The organism is Citrobacter sp. CK194, from assembly GCF_030333395.1.
Classification (GTDB): domain Bacteria; phylum Pseudomonadota; class Gammaproteobacteria; order Enterobacterales; family Enterobacteriaceae; genus Citrobacter_B; species Citrobacter_B koseri.
Genome location: NZ_JAOWGA010000019.1, coordinates 560,205 through 576,154 on the forward strand (window position 1 = coordinate 560,205; position 15,950 = coordinate 576,154).

At 54.4% G+C, this 15,950-nt stretch carries 16 protein-coding genes, 1 pseudogene and 1 other annotated feature; of the genes and pseudogenes, 7 read left to right on the plus strand and 10 right to left on the minus strand.

The features are described from left to right. Positions 1-75 precede the first annotated feature (75 nt). The 9 genes from hisIE to hisL form a co-directional block, all read right to left on the minus strand. Complete coding sequence (gene hisIE / locus OGX80_RS18675; protein ID WP_047462646.1) at positions 76-687, minus strand: bifunctional phosphoribosyl-AMP cyclohydrolase/phosphoribosyl-ATP diphosphatase HisIE; 612 nt, start codon at positions 685-687, stop codon at positions 76-78. After that, positions 681-1,457, minus strand: a complete 777-nt coding sequence (gene hisF, locus OGX80_RS18680) for an imidazole glycerol phosphate synthase subunit HisF (RefSeq protein ID WP_012131735.1) — start codon at positions 1,455-1,457, stop codon at positions 681-683. Before hisF ends, hisIE begins: the two co-directional genes overlap by 7 nt. Next, on the minus strand, positions 1,439-2,176 hold the full coding sequence (gene hisA, locus OGX80_RS18685; protein ID WP_047462648.1) for a 1-(5-phosphoribosyl)-5-[(5-phosphoribosylamino)methylideneamino]imidazole-4-carboxamide isomerase: 738 nt from the start codon (positions 2,174-2,176) through the stop codon (positions 1,439-1,441). Before hisA ends, hisF begins: the two co-directional genes overlap by 19 nt. Then, positions 2,176-2,766: an imidazole glycerol phosphate synthase subunit HisH gene (gene hisH, locus OGX80_RS18690; protein WP_071258894.1), complete on the minus strand. Its 591-nt coding sequence runs from the start codon at positions 2,764-2,766 to the stop codon at positions 2,176-2,178. The genes hisA and hisH overlap by 1 nt, the downstream gene beginning before the upstream one ends. Continuing rightward, positions 2,766-3,833, minus strand: coding sequence for a bifunctional histidinol-phosphatase/imidazoleglycerol-phosphate dehydratase HisB (hisB, locus tag OGX80_RS18695; RefSeq protein ID WP_115181436.1), 1,068 nt, complete (start codon positions 3,831-3,833; stop codon positions 2,766-2,768). Before hisB ends, hisH begins: the two co-directional genes overlap by 1 nt. After that, complete coding sequence (hisC, locus tag OGX80_RS18700) at positions 3,830-4,909, minus strand: histidinol-phosphate transaminase (RefSeq protein ID WP_115181437.1); 1,080 nt, start codon at positions 4,907-4,909, stop codon at positions 3,830-3,832. Before hisC ends, hisB begins: the two co-directional genes overlap by 4 nt. Further along, positions 4,906-6,210, minus strand: coding sequence for a histidinol dehydrogenase (gene hisD, locus OGX80_RS18705; RefSeq protein WP_049009130.1), 1,305 nt, complete (start codon positions 6,208-6,210; stop codon positions 4,906-4,908). The genes hisC and hisD overlap by 4 nt, the downstream gene beginning before the upstream one ends. A gap of 5 nt (positions 6,211-6,215) precedes the next feature. After that, entirely contained in the window at positions 6,216-7,115 is a 900-nt protein-coding gene (gene hisG / locus OGX80_RS18710) for an ATP phosphoribosyltransferase (protein ID WP_058669367.1), read from the minus strand. Positions 7,116-7,160: 45 nt separating this feature from the next. Continuing rightward, positions 7,161-7,285, minus strand: a sequence feature (His leader region). After that, a complete protein-coding gene (gene hisL, locus OGX80_RS18715; protein WP_001364200.1) occupies positions 7,261-7,311 on the minus strand; it encodes a his operon leader peptide in 51 nt (16 codons plus the stop codon). Its footprint overlaps the feature before it by 25 nt. A 175-nt stretch (positions 7,312-7,486) precedes the next feature. Between hisL and OGX80_RS18720 the strand changes: the two genes are divergently transcribed. The 4 genes and pseudogenes from OGX80_RS18720 to OGX80_RS18735 all read left to right on the plus strand — a co-directional run bounded on the left by OGX80_RS18720 (position 7,487) and on the right by OGX80_RS18735 (position 10,912). After that, a complete protein-coding gene (locus OGX80_RS18720; protein ID WP_049009132.1) occupies positions 7,487-8,311 on the plus strand; it encodes an SDR family oxidoreductase in 825 nt (274 codons plus the stop codon). A gap of 41 nt (positions 8,312-8,352) precedes the next feature. After that, positions 8,353-9,337 (plus strand): annotated as a pseudogene (locus OGX80_RS18725) (LysR family transcriptional regulator). A 161-nt stretch (positions 9,338-9,498) separates the two neighbouring features. Continuing rightward, positions 9,499-9,561 carry a membrane protein YoeI gene (yoeI, locus tag OGX80_RS18730; RefSeq protein WP_099433339.1) on the plus strand — a complete coding sequence of 21 codons (63 nt, stop codon included), beginning with the start codon at positions 9,499-9,501 and terminating at the stop codon, positions 9,559-9,561. Then, positions 9,551-10,912 (plus strand): APC family permease, encoded by a 1,362-nt coding sequence (locus tag OGX80_RS18735; protein ID WP_024130202.1) that lies wholly within the window; start codon positions 9,551-9,553, stop codon positions 10,910-10,912. Before yoeI ends, OGX80_RS18735 begins: the two co-directional genes overlap by 11 nt. 257 nt (positions 10,913-11,169) lie before the next feature. On the opposite strand, the gene sbcB is transcribed toward OGX80_RS18735, so the two are convergent. Next, positions 11,170-12,594 carry an exodeoxyribonuclease I gene (gene sbcB, locus OGX80_RS18740; protein WP_115181438.1) on the minus strand — a complete coding sequence of 475 codons (1,425 nt, stop codon included), beginning with the start codon at positions 12,592-12,594 and terminating at the stop codon, positions 11,170-11,172. A gap of 224 nt (positions 12,595-12,818) precedes the next feature. On the opposite strand from sbcB, the gene dacD reads away from it, so the two are divergent. The 3 genes from dacD (at position 12,819) to OGX80_RS18755 (ending at position 15,909) form a co-directional block, all read left to right on the plus strand. Continuing rightward, the gene (gene dacD / locus OGX80_RS18745) at positions 12,819-13,991 is read left to right on the plus strand and encodes a serine-type D-Ala-D-Ala carboxypeptidase DacD (protein ID WP_115591166.1); all 1,173 of its coding nucleotides are present in this window, start codon (positions 12,819-12,821) and stop codon (positions 13,989-13,991) included. A 248-nt stretch (positions 13,992-14,239) separates the two neighbouring features. Beyond that, positions 14,240-14,707, plus strand: a complete 468-nt coding sequence (gene sbmC / locus OGX80_RS18750; protein WP_115181439.1) for a DNA gyrase inhibitor SbmC — start codon at positions 14,240-14,242, stop codon at positions 14,705-14,707. A gap of 143 nt (positions 14,708-14,850) precedes the next feature. Then, the gene (locus tag OGX80_RS18755) at positions 14,851-15,909 is read left to right on the plus strand and encodes an FUSC family protein (RefSeq protein WP_012131751.1); all 1,059 of its coding nucleotides are present in this window, start codon (positions 14,851-14,853) and stop codon (positions 15,907-15,909) included. The last annotated feature ends 41 nt before the right edge of the window (positions 15,910-15,950 follow it).

Below are 15,950 nucleotides of genomic sequence, written 5' to 3' on the forward strand. Positions count from 1 at the left end.
TTGTTATCCTGGATGGCGCTACGCTTATCCGACCTACAAAAAACCGGGCATTGCCCGGTTTTTTCGCATCAGAAGCTATTGATGACGCTTACGCAAATTCTCAATGACGGTCGTTAAATCGAGGTCCTGATCCTGTAGCAGCACCAGCAGGTGGTACATCAGGTCGGAGGCTTCATTGGTCAGCTCAAAACGGTCATGTACCGTTGCGGCGAGCGCGGTCTCGACACCTTCTTCACCCACTTTCTGCGCGATACGCTTGGTGCCGCTGGCGTAAAGCTTCGCCGTGTAAGAGCTTGCCGGATCGGCGGTTTTACGCTCGGCTAACAGTTGCTCAAGCTGATACAGGAATAACCACTGATGGCTGGCATCCCCAAAGCAGCTGCTGGTGCCTTTGTGACAGGTTGGTCCAATTGGATTGGCCAGCACCAGCAGTGTGTCGTTATCACAATCCGGCGCAATGCGGACTACCTTCAGGAAGTGGCCGGATGTTTCGCCTTTGGTCCACAAACGCTGTTTGGTTCGTGAGAAGAAAGTGACGTTGCCGCTTTCGATTGTTTTATCCAGCGCTTCAGGGGTCATGTAACCCAGCATCAATACTTCACCGGATACCGCATGTTGCACGACAACCGGCATCAATCCGTCGGTTTTTTCCCAGTCGAGTTCGCGGCGCTGTTGCTCTGTTAACATATCCTGATCTCCACGCCCTGTGCTTCCAGGTACGCTTTTAATTCACCAATATTAATAATCTGTTTGTGGAAGACGGAGGCAGCAAGCGCCCCGTCGACATCGGTATCGCGGAAGGCTTCAAGGAAGTGCTCCATCGTGCCCGCGCCGCCGGAGGCAATCAGCGGTACATGACAGACGTCACGGACTTTTTTCAGTTGCTCCAGATCGTAACCGTTACGCACGCCGTCCTGATTCATCATGTTAAGCACGATTTCACCGGCCCCGCGTTTTTGCACTTCCTGCACCCAGTCGAGAGTTTCCCACTGCGTCACGCGAGTACGGCTTTCATCGCCGGTATACTGGTTGACGTGATACTTGCCGGTTTCGGCATCAAACCAGGTATCAATGCCCACGACGATGCACTGTACGCCAAAGCGGTCAGCAAGACGGGTGATCAGCGTTGGGTCGGCCAGCGCAGGGGAGTTGATGGAAATTTTATCGGCGCCGAAAGAGAGGATTTTAGCGGCGTCATCAATAGACCTGATGCCACCCGCGACACAGAATGGAATGTCGATCACTTCCGCGACGCGCGACACCCAACTCTTATCAACCACGCGCCCGTCACTGGAAGCGGTAATATCATAGAACACCAGCTCGTCTGCGCCTTCATCGGCATAGCGTTTTGCCAGCGGGACGATATCGCCGATGATTTCATGATTGCGGAACTGTACGCCTTTTACCACCTGACCATCGCGTACGTCCAGGCAAGGGATTATACGTTTTGCCAGCATTGGATGGCCTCCTTAACGGTGAATTTACCTTCCAGTAGGGCGCGGCCGACAATCACGCCGCGAACGCCCGTGCCGCGCAGAGCGGCTACGTCTTCAATCCCGCCAATTCCGCCGGAAGACTGAAAGGCGATCTGCGGATATTTCGCGCACACTTCGTCATATAATGAGACGTTGGAACCCGCCAGCGTGCCGTCACGGGAGATATCGGTGCACAGTACATGCTTCAGGCCAACCGGCAGATAAGTCTCGACCAGCTCTTCCAGCGAAACGCCGGAGTTCTCCTGCCAGCCGCTGACGGCAACCTGTTTGTTGCCCCGATCATCAATACGCACATCCAGCGCCAGCACCAGCGCGTCAGCGCCAAAGCGCTCAAACCAGCCTTTGACCACCTCGGGAGATTTGACCGCCGTGGAGCCGACCACCACGCGGGCAACGCCTGCGTCCAGCAGCGCCGCAACATCGTCTTCAGTACGCACGCCGCCGCCAACCTGCACGGGCACGTTCACACCCGCGACCAGCGTTTTAATCAGTGGGATCTGCCGTCTGGCCGGATCTTTCGCTCCGGTCAAATCGACCAGATGCAGTACTTCGGCGCCCTGGGCGGCATAATCCCGCAGGCGGGGAAGGGGATCGTTACCGTAATCACGCTGCCGGGCGTAGTCGCCCTGATGGAGACGCACTACGGTGCCATCGATCAAATCTAATGCCGGAATAATCATCACATCTCCAGGAAGTTTTTCAGCAACTGCGCGCCAGCGGCGCCGGAACGTTCCGGGTGGAACTGCACGCCGAAGAAATTGTCTTTTTGCACTGCCGCAGTGAAGGGTTCGCCGTAGTTGCATTGAGCAATGGTCCACGGATTTACGGGCATAGCGTAGCTGTGAACAAAGTAGAACCAGGCGCCATCTTCAATGCCCTGGAAAAGACGATTACCCGCCTGCGGGTAAACGCGGTTCCAGCCCATATGCGGGAGCGGCAGGCCAAAATCGGTCATCTTCGGGACGTCCTGGTCAATAATACCCAGAAGGTCGACGCCGTTTGTCTCTTCACTGTGGCGCCCGAGGATCTGCATGCCTAAACAAATTCCCAGAACGGGCTGAGTACAAGCCTTAATCAATTCGACAAGCTCACGCTCGCGCAACTGATCCATCGCCGCCTGGGCGGTTCCCACGCCGGGCAGGAAGAGTTTGTCAGCTTTTAAGACGACCTCCGGGTCGCGGCTGACCTGCGGATCATAACCGTGGCGCGCCACGGCGGATTTCACCGAGTTCAGGTTGGCGCAGCCGGTATCAAGGATGACGACGTTCATCACAGCACTCCTTTAGAAGAAGGCAGCGTGTCGCCTTCTACCCGAATGGCCTGGCGCAATGTGCGGCCAAACGCTTTAAACAGGCTTTCTACACGGTGGTGATCGTTTTTACCTTTGGTCTTCAGGTGCAGCGTCACGCCCATGGTGTAGGAGAGCGAGCGGAAGAAGTGTTCAACCATCTCGGTGCTCAGATCGCCCACGCGCTGATAGGTAAACTCGGCTTTATATTCCAGGTGCGGGCGCCCGGAGATATCCAGTGCGCAACGCGCCAGGCATTCGTCCATCGGCAGCACAAAACCAAAGCGGTTGATGCCGCGCTTATCGCCCAACGCCAGTTTTAGCGCCTCACCCAGCGCCAGACCGGTATCCTCTACCGTATGGTGATCGTCAATATAGAGGTCGCCCTTGACCGCGATCTCCATACGGAAACCGCCATGCGTGGCGATCTGATCGAGCATATGGTCAAAGAAACCCACGCCGGTATTGATCTTGCTGCCGCCTTCGCGATCCAGCCACACCTTGACGTCAATTTGCGTTTCTTTGGTATTGCGCTCAACGTGGGCATAGCGGTCGCGTTTTGTCAGCTGCTCACCAATCATCGTCCAGTTCAGGGTTTCACGGTTATAACGTAACCCGTTAATGCCCATGTTTTCGGCCAACTGGATGTCGGTAGCGCGATCGCCAATCACGTAGCTGTTGGCGCTATCCATCGCCTGTTCAGCCAGGTAACGTTCAACCAGCTTTACCTTCGGCTTACGGCAGTCACACTCATCCGCTGGCAGGTGCGGGCAGATCAGCACTTCATCAAACAGTACGCCCTGGGAGGTGAAAACCTGCATCATCAGGTCGTGCGGGCCGTCGAAGTCTGCCTGCGGGAAGCTCTGCGTTCCCAGCCCGTCCTGGTTGGTGATCATCACCAGCTTAAAGCCGTCTTTTTGCAGCTTCAGCAGAACCGGCACCACGTCCGGTTCAAAGGCGAGTTTGTCAAAACGATCCACCTGAAAATCACTCGGCGGTTCGGCAATCAGGGTCCCATCACGGTCAATAAAAAGATACTTCTGGCTCATACTTGCTCCGCACGTAAGGCGTCAATGACGCGCTGGCTTTCTTCGCGGGTTCCAACAGTGATACGCAGACAGCCGCTTAAAGAAGGTTGTTTATTCTGATCACGTAAGATAATGCCCTGATCCCACAGAGATTTAAACACGCTACTTGACGCGGTAAAACGTGCCAGAATGTAGTTAGTTTCTGAATCGAACACCTGTTCTACGCAGGCAATCTCTTTCAGCGCATTAACCAGATACTGACGTTCCAGCAGAATCTGCGCCACACGTTCGCGCATCGCGTTGACGCCTTGCGGCGTCAACGCCTGAGCGGCAATATCGGCGACCGGCGTAGAGAGCGGGTAGGGGGCGATGACTTTCAGCAGCAGGTTGATGACCTCTTCATTCGCCAGCGTAAATCCGCAGCGCAGACCGGCGAGCGCAAAGGCTTTGGAGAGCGTGCGCAGCACTACCAGATGCGGGTATTCAGAGAGCCAGCCAGCCAGCGTCGCCTGTGGGCAGAATTCAATATAGGCTTCATCCGCCACCACAATGGCGTTGCCGCGCGTCATTTCCAGCAGAGTACGTAAATCCTGTGGATTGATAAGCTGCCCGGTCGGGTTGTTGGGGCTGCATACAAACACCACTTTAACGCCGTCGAGTTTATCGGCGATGCCCCGCAGATCCAGCTGCCAGTTTTCCAGCGTCGGAACCGTCCGGCATTCAACGCCAATGGTTTCCGAGCTGACGCTGTACATGCCGTACGTTGGCGGGCAATAGAGAATTGCATCTTTCCCCGGTTCGCAGAATGCGCGAATCAGCAGTTCAATACCTTCGTCTGCGCCACGGCTGACCAGCACCTGCCCGGGGTTCACTCCGGCGTACTGCGCATAATTTTCAATAACCGCTTTTGGCTGACATTCCGGGTAGCGGTTGAGCGTTTGCTGAGTCAGCTGAAACTCCACCGCCGTCGGGAACTCATTGGCATTCAGCCAGACATCGCCATTACCACCCAAACGGCGAGCGGACTGGTACGGCGTCAGGTTGCGAACGTTTTCTCGGGCTAAGTCGGTGACGCTGCGGGTATTTTCAGTGCTCATGCTTGCTCCTTAAGGGCGTTAACGCGCAGGGTGACAGCATTTTTGTGGGCGGTCAGCCGTTCTGCCGCAGCCAGCGTTTCAATGGTGGATGCCAGTGCGGAGAAACCCGCCTGCGACAATTCCTGAACGGTCATGCGTTTCTGGAAATCCGCCAGACCGAGGCTGGAGCAGGTGGCGGTATAACCATAGGTCGGCAGCACATGATTGGTGCCGGAAGCATAGTCGCCTGCGGATTCCGGTGACCAGTCACCGAGAAAAACGGAACCCGCGCTGGTAATATCCTCCACCAGATCGCGTGCCTTGCGGGTCTGAATGATCAGGTGTTCCGGCCCATACTGGTTCGAGATGGCGACGCACTGGGCTAAGTCTTTCGTCACGATCAGACGGCTGGCGCTTAATGCCTGACGCGCCGTTTCTGCACGCGGTAACTCCGCTAACTGGCGTTCGACGGCCTCCGCGACGTTCTGCGCAATACCGGCATCCGGGGTCAGCAGGATGACCTGAGAATCCGGGCCGTGTTCCGCCTGAGAGAGCAGGTCAGACGCCACGAAATCTGGCGTGGCGCCGCTGTCGGCGATCACCAGCACTTCAGAAGGGCCGGCTGGCATATCAATTGCCGCGCCGTCGAGACGCTGGCTGACCTGGCGTTTCGCCTCGGTGACAAACGCGTTGCCGGGGCCAAAAATTTTGTCCACTTTTGGCACGGATTCGCTGCCGAACGCCAGAGCGGCAATGGCCTGGGCACCGCCGACGTTGAAGATTTCCTGTACGCCGCACAGCTGCGCAGCGTAAAGGATTTCATCCGCGATAGGTGGTGGCGAGCACAGCACCACTTTTTTGCATCCGGCAATACGCGCGGGCGTGGCGAGCATTAATACGGTGGAGAAGAGCGGGGCAGAGCCGCCCGGGATATACAGGCCGACAGATGCGACAGGGCGCGTCACCTGCTGACAGCGAACGCCGGGCTGCGTTTCAACATCTACCGCCGGTAGTTTTTGCGCATTGTGGAAGGTTTCGATGTTTTTTACCGCTACCGCCATCGCCTGTTTGAGATCGTCGCTCAGACGCGCGCTGGCCGCGGCAATCTCTTCGGCGGACACTTTCAGCGCTGCGACGTTCGTTTTATCAAACTTCGCGCTGTATTCGCGCAGGGCGTCATCACCGCGTGATTTCACATTATCCAGGATCTCTGCGACGGTACGGGTAATGCTGTCGGAGGCGGAAATAGCCGGACGCATCAGCAATGCACGCTGCTGTTCAGTATTGCAGCTATTCCAGTCGATGATTGTATTAAAGCTCATGGCCGTCACTCCATCATCTTTTCAATTGGCAGCACCAGAATAGAGCTGGCGCCGAGCGCTTTCAGTTTTTCCATCGTTTCCCAGAACAGGGTTTCGCTGCTGACCATGTGCATGGCGACGCGCTGCTGATCGCCCGCCAGCGGCAGAATGGTCGGACGCTCTGCGCCCGGCAGCAGGGCGATGACTTCATCCAGACGCTCGCTTGGCGCATGCATCATGATGTATTTGGATTCACGCGCCTGAATAACGCCCTGAATACGGGTCAGCAGTTTGTCGATAAGCTGTTGTTTGGCTTCGGCCATTTCGCCGTCACGCTGGATCAGGCAGGCTTTGGAGCGGTAAATTACCTCGACTTCACGCAGACCGTTGGCTTCCAGCGTCGCCCCGGTCGACACCAGATCGCAGATGGCATCGGCCAGACCCGCACGCGGAGCGACTTCAACAGAACCGTTTAACAGACAGGATTTAAACGATACGCCTTTCTGATCCAGATAACGCTTAAGCAGGTGCGGGTAAGAGGTGGCGATACGCTTGCCGTCAAGGGAAGCCGGGCCGTCCCAGGCTTCATCGACGGCGGTGGCCAGTGAGAGGCGGCAGCCGCCGAAGTCGAGACGGCGCAGGGTGTAGTAGCGCGGATCTTCGCCCTGCGCGCGGCGGCTCAACAGTTCTTCTTCCAGAACGTTTTCCCCGATGATCCCCAGATCGACAACGCCATCCATGACCAGGCCGGGAATATCGTCATCACGCACGCGCAGAATATCAATCGGCATATTCTCCGCCATCGCAATCAGACGCTGGGTGTGCAGGTTGATTTTAATACCGCAGCGGGCCAGTAATTCGCGTGAATCATCGCTTAAACGGCCTGATTTCTGAATAGCTATGCGTAAACGGGTGTTATCTAACATTCTTTTTTCCTCTTTATCCTGTCTGAACCGGTCTGAATCGCGCACCAAAAAAAGCCCCCGGAAGAATGATCTTCCGGGGGCTTTCTCATGCGTTCATGCACCACTGGAAGATCTGAATGTCTTCCAGCACACATCGCCTGAAAGACTAGTCAGGATGATGGTGATGATGGTGGTGTTTAAATTGAACGCGTGTCATAAAATTCTCGATGAATGCTTATTCATTTGATGCCTTTTAACCTAAACCACTTTAGCGCCGGAAAGCAAGGGCTTTTTTTCATCATTAATTCATTTCATATTGAAGGTATGAATTGTCAGTCCCGGCGGGCTGGCGTAGCCTTAGATAAGATGGCGTTAAAGTCAGGAGAGAACGCATGAAAAAGGTCGCAATTGTCGGTTTAGGATGGTTAGGAATGCCGCTGGCGATGTCGCTGACGGCAAGAGGCTGGCAGGTTACTGGCACGAAAACCACGCAGGATGGCGTGGAAGCGGCCCGCATGAGCGGCATTGAGAGCTATCCGCTGCGCCTGGAACCTGAGCTGGTTTGCGAAACGGACGATCTTGATGCGCTGATGGATGTGGATGCTCTGGTCATTACGTTGCCCGCTCGCCGTAGCGGGCCGGGGGAAGATTTTTACCGCCAGGCAATACAGGAAGTGGTCGACAGCGCGCTGGCGTATCACGTTCCGCGTATCATTTTTACCAGTTCCACGTCAGTGTACGGCGATGTGCACGGCATTGTGAAAGAGACTACGCCGCGTAATCCCGTCACGGCGAGTGGGCGCATCCTGAAGGAACTCGAAGACTGGCTGCACAATCTGCCCGGCACCTCCGTCGATATTCTGCGTCTGTCCGGGCTGGTAGGGCCAGGACGACATCCGGGGCGTTTCTTTGCCGGTAAAACCGCGCCTGACGGTCAGCAAGGTGTGAATCTGGTCCACCTGGAAGATGTGATTGCCGCTATTACTCTGCTGTTACAGGCACCTAAAGGGGGACACATCTATAATATATGTGCGCCTTCGCATCCGGCGCGTAATGTGTTTTATCCGCAGATGGCGCGTTTGCTGGGTATGGAACCGCCGCATTTTCTGGAAAGCCAGAGTAACGATAAAGGCAAGATTATTGATGGCAGCCGGATTTGTAATGAACTCGGGTTTGAATACCAGTATCCCGACCCGCTGGTGATGCCGATGGAGTGACGCGCCAGCAGACTACCGCCATACACCGCAAGGGGGCGAGTATGAAACCACTGCTGGACGTTCTGATGATTCTCGATGCGTTAGAGAAAGAGGGGAGCTTTGCGGCGGCGTCGGCAAAATTGTTTAAGACGCCGTCAGCGCTCAGCTATACCGTCCATAAACTGGAAAGCGATCTGAATATCCAACTGTTGGATCGCAGCGGGCATCGGGCTAAGTTTACCCGCACCGGTCAGATGCTGCTGGAAAAAGGCCGGGAAGTTCTGCATACCGTGCGCGAACTGGAAAAGCAGGCCATCAAACTTCACGAAGGCTGGGAGAACGAACTGGTCATCGGCGTGGACGATACGTTTCCTTTTTCTCTCCTTACTCCCCTCATTGAATCCTTCTACCAACATCACAGCGTAACGCGCCTGAAATTCATAAATGGCGTACTGGGCGGTTCCTGGGAGGCGCTGACGCAGGGGCGGGCGGATATCATCGTTGGCGCGATGCACGATCCGCCCTACGCCAGTGGTTTCGGTTTTGCGCGTCTGGGAGAGCTTGAGCAGGTTTTTGCGATTGCCCCGCATCATCCACTGGTGCAGGAAGAAGAGCCGTTGAGTCGGCGCACAATAAAACGGTTCCGCGCGATTGTGGTCGGCGATGAGACGCATCCGGCGTGTTCGGCAAGCGCGCAATTGCTTGATGATCAGGAAGCTATAACGGTTTTTGATTTTAAAACCAAACTGGAACTGCAAATCAGCGGCCTGGGATGTGGGTATTTACCGCGCTATCTGGCGCAACGCTTTCTGGACAGCGGTGCGCTTATTGAGAAGAACGTGGCGGCGCAGATCGTGTCGGAGCCGGTGTGGATGGGCTGGAACGAACAGACGGCCGGACTGGCCAGCGCGTGGTGGCGAGATAAAATTTTAGCAAATAGTGCTATTGCTGGCGTCTATACAATGGGGGATGCTGGGAAATCAAACAGTTAATAAAAAATATTTTTTGACGGGGCTCTCATTCTCTTGTCATTTCGCCTTAATTTAGTGCACAATGCGCCGCTTGCAAAAAATGACATTAACCGACGTTTTAATACGCGTCGGTTATTTTTTTGCATCAAACCAATCATTCAATAAAAGAGGCCGGGCTTCGTACCGGATAGATACTTACTAAAAACCGACAGTTGTTGTCGCTGAGGAATCCAGAAAATGGGGCAATTTTTTGCTTACGCGACGGCATTCGCCGTAAAGGGGAATGACCATGTCGCATAACGTTACTCCAAACACCTCTCGCGTGGAATTGCGTAAGACGCTTACGTTGATTCCGGTTGTAATGATGGGTCTTGCCTATATGCAGCCGATGACGCTGTTCGATACATTTGGTATCGTCTCAGGCCTCACTGACGGTCACGTTGCGACGGCGTATGCCTTTGCGCTGATCGCGATTCTTTTTACTGCGTTGAGCTACGGTAAACTGGTGCGTCGTTTCCCGTCCGCTGGCTCCGCGTACACTTACGCCCAGAAATCCATCAGCCCGACCGTAGGCTTTATGGTGGGCTGGTCATCGCTGCTGGACTACCTGTTCATGCCGATGATCAACATTCTGCTGGCGAAAATTTACTTTGAAGCGCTGGTGCCGACAGTGCCGTCGTGGATCTTTGTGGTGGCGCTGGTGGCCTTTATGACCATCTCTAACCTGCGCAGCATCAAGACCGTCGCTAACTTCAATACCCTGATTGTTATTCTGCAAATGGGGATTGTAGCGGTGATCGTCGGCCTGATTATCTACGGCGTGTCTCACGGCGAAGGTGCGGGTACGCTGGTAAGTTCCCGTCCATTCTGGTCTGAAGGCGCGCACGTTGTGCCGATGATTACCGGTGCGACAATCCTGTGCTTCTCGTTCCTCGGCTTTGACGGAATCTCTTCTCTGTCTGAAGAGACTAAAGACGCGGAGCGCGTTATTCCGCGCGCGATTTTCCTGACGGCGCTGATTGGCGGCCTGATCTTTATCGCGGCGTCTTACTTCCTGCAACTGTACTTCCCGGATATTTCGCGCTTTAAAGACCCGGATGCATCACAGCCTGAAATCATGCTGTACGTTGCGGGTAAAACCTTCCAGTGGGGCGTGCTGATTTTCTCCAGCGTGACCGTACTGGCATCCGGTATGGCGGCACACGCGGGCGTTTCCCGTCTGATGTACGTCATGGGTCGTGACGGCGTGTTCCCGACGCGTTTCTTCGGCTACGTTCATCCGAAATGGCGTACTCCGGCGTGGAACGTGCTGCTGGTTGGCGCGATCGCACTGTTGGCGATTAATTTCGATCTGGTTACGGCGACGGCGCTGATCAACTTCGGTGCGCTGGTGGCGTTTACCTTCGTGAACCTCTCCGTGATTTCCCAGTTCTGGATTCGTGAGAAGCGCAACAAGACGCTGAAAGACCACTTCAACTATCTGGTTCTGCCGGTGTGCGGCGCGCTGACTGTTGGCGCACTGTGGATCAACCTGGAAGAAAGCTCAATGACTCTGGGTTTGATCTGGGCGGGTATTGGCCTGGTGTATCTGGCTTGCGTGACCAAAAGCTTCCGCAATCCGGTACCGCAGTACGAAGATATCGCACAGTAATGAAATGACCTTTCACAGGTAAAAAACCGGAGACATGTTCTCCGGTTTTTTTATGCAAAAATCTGTAGGCCGGATAAGGTCATCGGCCGCCCTTCGGCACAACGCCTGATGGCGCTTCGCTTATCAGGCCTACACTCCTCACTGTATGCAGGCCGGATAAGGCGTTTACGCTTCGCTTATCAGGCCTACACTCCTCACTGTTTGTAGGCCGGATAAGGCGTTTACGCCGCCATCCGGCAAAAGCGACGCGTGGCTCCTCAGACAATCTCTTCTGCGTACTGCCAGAGTGATTTCAGCAATGCCAGTTTTTCTTTATCGTCAGCATATTGCTGATACAGCATCTGTAACTCTTCCGCATACCGTTGCAAAAACTCTGGCGTAAACACCTGACGACGATGCTCCAGCCAGCGTTGCTGTTCGGTTTCATCCAGCGTCCCAGGGAAGTTACGGGCGCGATAGTTGAACAGCAGTTTTTCAATCCGCTTATCGACAAACGTAATATCCAGCGCGGGCAAATTGCGCGGTTCGGTTTCCAGCACGATTTTCATGGCGGCACGATCGGCGTCGCTGAAAAAGCCATTGTATAGCTGCGCATCGACGTTTTCAGACGGCGTAAACGGCTCGGCCCCAGCGAAGATTGCCACAACCTTATCGCGTACCTGCGGATTATCGCGCAGCACTTTCAGGTTATCGAGACAGTGCTGACGGTTAATCCCCAGACGATCGGCATCCTCCGGGCGGAGCGTATTAGCCTGAGCCAGTACCGGGCATTTATTGATGTGTACCAGTTTTACCGGAACTGCGGCGTTATCGCCGAGATCGGCTTTAGCGGTATATAACCGCTCGCGCAGGGTATCGCTGTCCAGCTCCAGTAATGGCGACATATCGCCCGCCAGATCCACCATAATGACCGCGTTGCGGTTTTCTGGATGCCAGGCCAGCGGCGCAACCCAACTGGTGTTGCCGCGCCAGGCGCCAAACATACCGGAGATATGTACTAGCGGTTTCATTTGCGGCACATCGATTAACGCCGCCAGTTTATGTTTGTTGCGATGCGTGTAAAGGTAGTCAAACAGACGCGGCTGGCGCGACTTCACCAGTTGCGCCATAGCGATGGTGGCGTACACGTCTGCCATTGCATCGTGCGCGTTGGCATGTTCGATCCCGTTGGCTTTGGTCAAGTGCTCAAGGCGGAAGCTGGGCAATCCGTCGTCATTTTCCGGCCAGTTTATGCCTTCCGGGCGCAGGGCATAGCAGGCGCGCATCACATCCAGCAAATCCCAGCGCGAGTTGTCGTGCTGCCAGCTCCAGGCATAGGGATCGTAGAAGTTGCGATACAAAATGTTACGCGTGACTTCATCATCAAAACGGACATTGTTGTAGCCGACGACACAGGTCTTTGGCACGGTGAACAGCGAATGAATACGTCTGGCAAAGTCGGCTTCGTTCTCTCCTTTGTCGCGCGCTTCCTGCGGCGTAATCCCGGTGATGAGCACAGCGCCTGGCTGAGGCAGGTAATCATCGGCGGGCTTGCAGTAAAAGACTTCAGGTTCGCCAATAATGTTAAAGTCGCTATCCGTGCGGATGGCGGCAAACTGTGCGGGTCTGTCCAGCGCCGGGTGAGTCCCGAAGGTTTCGTAGTCATGGAACAGGAAGGTAGGGTGCTGCTTGCCGTCATTCATTGTTCAGTTCTATCCGTTACTGTGTGTTTGCGCGGTTCTGCGCAGCAGGGTATCAAATCCTGGCGGTGTTATCAGCTTCTGAGTCGTTATTGGGAGCGTTAAGGTTACACTGTCCGGCACTGCATAGAAAAACGTGCGTTATGTCACATTTTCTTGCAATTTATCCCTGTTTGTTTATCAGAACTTCCGTAAAAAGAACGGCAAATTATGACTTTCCTGAGGAAATAGTGTTGAAACGCCGTTTGTTTATTGCCGCTTCACTTCTCGCGATGAATCTTTCTTCCGCTCTGGCTGCCAATGTGCCAGATTTTTCTCCCCAGCCTCCGGCCATTCAGGCAGGGTCATGGGTACTTATGGATTACACCACGGGTCAAATTCTGACCGCAGGTAATGAACATCAGCGGCGTAACCCGGCCAGCCTGACCAAGCTGATGACTGGCTATGTTGTCGATCGCGCTATCGACAGCCATCGTATTAGCCCGGACGATATCGTAACCGTTGGACGTGATGCCTGGGCCAAAGACAACCCGGTGTTTGTGGGATCTTCATTAATGTTTCTGAAACAAGGGGAGCGCGTTTCGGTTCGGGATCTCAGCCGGGGGCTGATTGTTGACTCTGGAAACGATGCCTGCGTTGCGCTGGCGGATTACATCGCCGGAGGGCAACCGCAGTTCGTCGCCATGATGAATCACTACGTTGAAACCCTGAAATTGCAGGATACCCATTTTGAAACGGTACACGGACTGGATGCGCCAGGCCAGCACAGCTCAGCCTATGATCTGGCGATATTGTCCCGCGCCATTATTCACGGTGAGCCTGAGTTTTATCATATGTACAGTGAAAAGAGCCTGACATGGAACGGTATTACCCAGCAGAACCGTAACGGACTGCTGTGGGATAAAACCATGAATATCGACGGGCTGAAAACCGGCCATACCTCCGGCGCGGGCTTTAACCTGATTGCCTCCGCCGTGGACGGGCAGCGTCGTCTTATCGCCGTTGTGATGGGCGCGGAAAGCGCGAAAGGGCGCGAAGATCAGGCACGTAAGTTGTTGCAATGGGGACAGCAAAATTTCGATACGGTACAAATTTTACGCAGTGGCAAACAGGTTGGCACGGAACGTATCTGGTACGGCGATAAAGAAAATATTGCTCTGGGCACCGAGCAGGATTTCTGGATGGCGCTGCCGAAAACCGAAATTCCGCATATTAAGGCCCGGTATGCCCTTGATAAAAAAGAACTTGAAGCACCTATTGCCGCACATCAGCGGGTCGGTGAAATTGAGCTATACGATCGGGATAAACTGGTGGCGCACTGGCCTCTGGTGACGCTGGAGTCTGTTGGCAAAGGCGGCGTTTTTTCCCGACTGAGCGATTACTTCCACCATAAGGCGTAACCCCCTTTTCTGACACGGCAGACTGGTAAGAGTGCGAGTCTGCTCACATACTCATCATGATTTCCTTGTGACCTTTATATGCAAAACCTTATACTGTGTTTATATACAGTATGAGATTTGCCGGAGGGGACATCGCTTCCTTATCCGGCGCTGACTTCAATGCATTATGGAACACCGTCGACCTGATACGCGCAGCGCCATCAGGTCGACGGTGTGCTATCAGTCTCAGTGAAACTATCGGAGGCAGTATGGACTACGAAATCAGGCAGGCAGAGAAGCGTAATATCGCCGGTTTTCACATGGTTGGCCCGTGGGAAAAAACGGTGAAGCAAGGTTTTGAACAACTCATGATGTGGGTTGACGGGAATCAGGTTGTTCCGCTCGAATGGATCGCGGTTTACTACGATAATCCAGATGAGGTTCCGGCGGAAAAACTCCGCTGCGATACGGTGGTGTCTGTCCCGGATAATTTCACCATTCCGAAAAATAGCGAAGGCGTCATCCTGACGGAGATCGCCGGCGGGCAGTATGCGACAGCGGTGGCGCGCGTTGAGAATCATGATTTCGCGACGCCCTGGTATCAGTTTTTCAATAGCCTGTTACAGGACAATCACTACCAGATAGCGGCTAAACCGTGTTTTGAGGTCTATCTTAACAATGGAACGGAAGACGGGTACTGGGACATTGAAATGTATGTACCTGTACAGCCGAAATAGCCCTGTGTAAATTGTACGCAGTACCCGGCGGATAGGCGTCGTGACGGGGCAGTTTACGTGCGAGTCCTGTCCGCTATGGTGATATTTTCGCTGCAAAAGCGGGTACAATTCGTTTTTTGGTCATTTCCAGACGGAGTGCGTGAGTGCGGGCCGATAAATCGCTGAGTCCCTTTGAAATTCGTTTATATCGCCATTATCGTGTTGTACACGGCATTCGCATTGCGCTGGCGTTTATTCTCACTTTCCTGCTGGTTCGACTGTTCAACATCCCGGAAGGCACCTGGCCGCTGATTACACTGGTCGTCATTATGGGGCCGATCTCCTTTTGGGGGAACGTGGTTCCCCGTGCGTTTGAGCGCATTGGCGGCACGATTCTGGGGTCGGTATTAGGTCTTGTAGCGTTACGTCTGGAGCTTTTTTCCCTCCCGCTGATGTTGATCTGGTGCGCTGCGGCAATGTTCTTGTGCGGTTGGCTGGCGTTAGGGAAAAAGCCGTATCAGGCTCTGTTGATCGGCATCACGCTCGCCGTGGTGGTAGGCGCGCCGGCAGGCGACATGAACACGGCATTGTGGCGCGGCGGGGATGTTATTTTAGGTTCGCTGCTGGCGATGCTGTTTACCGGCATCTGGCCGCAACGCGCGTTTTTACACTGGCGCATTCAGATGGCGCATTGTGTGACGGCGTACAATCGGGTCTATCAGGCCGCGTTGTCGCCAAATTTGTTAGAGCGTCCCCGGCTGGAGAAGCATTTACAGAAACTGCTGAGCGACGTCGTCAAAATGCGTGGGCTGATTACGCCAGCCAGTAAAGAAACCCGCATTCAAAAGTCGATATTCGAAGCGATTCAAACCGTGAACCGCAATCTGGTCTGTATGCTTGAGCTGCAAATTAATGCGCACTGGGCATCTCGTGCCAGCCATTTTGTGATGCTGAATGCGCATACGCTGCGCGAAACGCAGCAAATGACGCAGCAAACGTTGCTCACCATCGCCCATGCGCTGTTCGAAGGCAACCCACAACCGGTACTGGCAAACACGGAAAAACTCAATGAGATTGTCGCGGAGCTGCGCCAGTTGATAAACGAGCATCATGGCAATACCGTGGCTGAAACGCCTATTCATGGCTATGTTTGGCTAAGTATGGAGACGGCGCGGCAACTGGAGCTGCTCTCCCATTTGATCTGCCGGGCATTGCGCAAATAAAAAGCAGATGACGCTCGTGATTCGGCTGCTGCTTCGATTCA

Excerpts from the sequence above, each read along its gene's own strand:
- sbmC (WP_115181439.1), top strand. The coding sequence starts at position 14,240 with ATGGACTACGAAATCAGGCAGGCAGAGAAGCGTAATATCGCCGGTTTT.
- hisG (WP_058669367.1), bottom strand. The coding sequence starts at position 7,115 with ATGTTAGATAACACCCGTTTACGCATAGCTATTCAGAAATCAGGCCGT.
- hisH (WP_071258894.1), bottom strand. The coding sequence starts at position 2,766 with ATGAACGTCGTCATCCTTGATACCGGCTGCGCCAACCTGAACTCGGTG.
- OGX80_RS18735 (WP_024130202.1), top strand. The coding sequence starts at position 9,551 with ATGTCGCATAACGTTACTCCAAACACCTCTCGCGTGGAATTGCGTAAG.
- hisC (WP_115181437.1), bottom strand. The coding sequence starts at position 4,909 with ATGAGCACTGAAAATACCCGCAGCGTCACCGACTTAGCCCGAGAAAAC.
- hisA (WP_047462648.1), bottom strand. The coding sequence starts at position 2,176 with ATGATTATTCCGGCATTAGATTTGATCGATGGCACCGTAGTGCGTCTC.
- hisB (WP_115181436.1), bottom strand. The coding sequence starts at position 3,833 with ATGAGCCAGAAGTATCTTTTTATTGACCGTGATGGGACCCTGATTGCC.
- hisF (WP_012131735.1), bottom strand. The coding sequence starts at position 1,457 with ATGCTGGCAAAACGTATAATCCCTTGCCTGGACGTACGCGATGGTCAG.
- hisIE (WP_047462646.1), bottom strand. The coding sequence starts at position 687 with ATGTTAACAGAGCAACAGCGCCGCGAACTCGACTGGGAAAAAACCGAC.
- hisD (WP_049009130.1), bottom strand. The coding sequence starts at position 6,210 with ATGAGCTTTAATACAATCATCGACTGGAATAGCTGCAATACTGAACAG.
- OGX80_RS18720 (WP_049009132.1), top strand. The coding sequence starts at position 7,487 with ATGAAAAAGGTCGCAATTGTCGGTTTAGGATGGTTAGGAATGCCGCTG.
- sbcB (WP_115181438.1), bottom strand. The coding sequence starts at position 12,594 with ATGAATGACGGCAAGCAGCACCCTACCTTCCTGTTCCATGACTACGAA.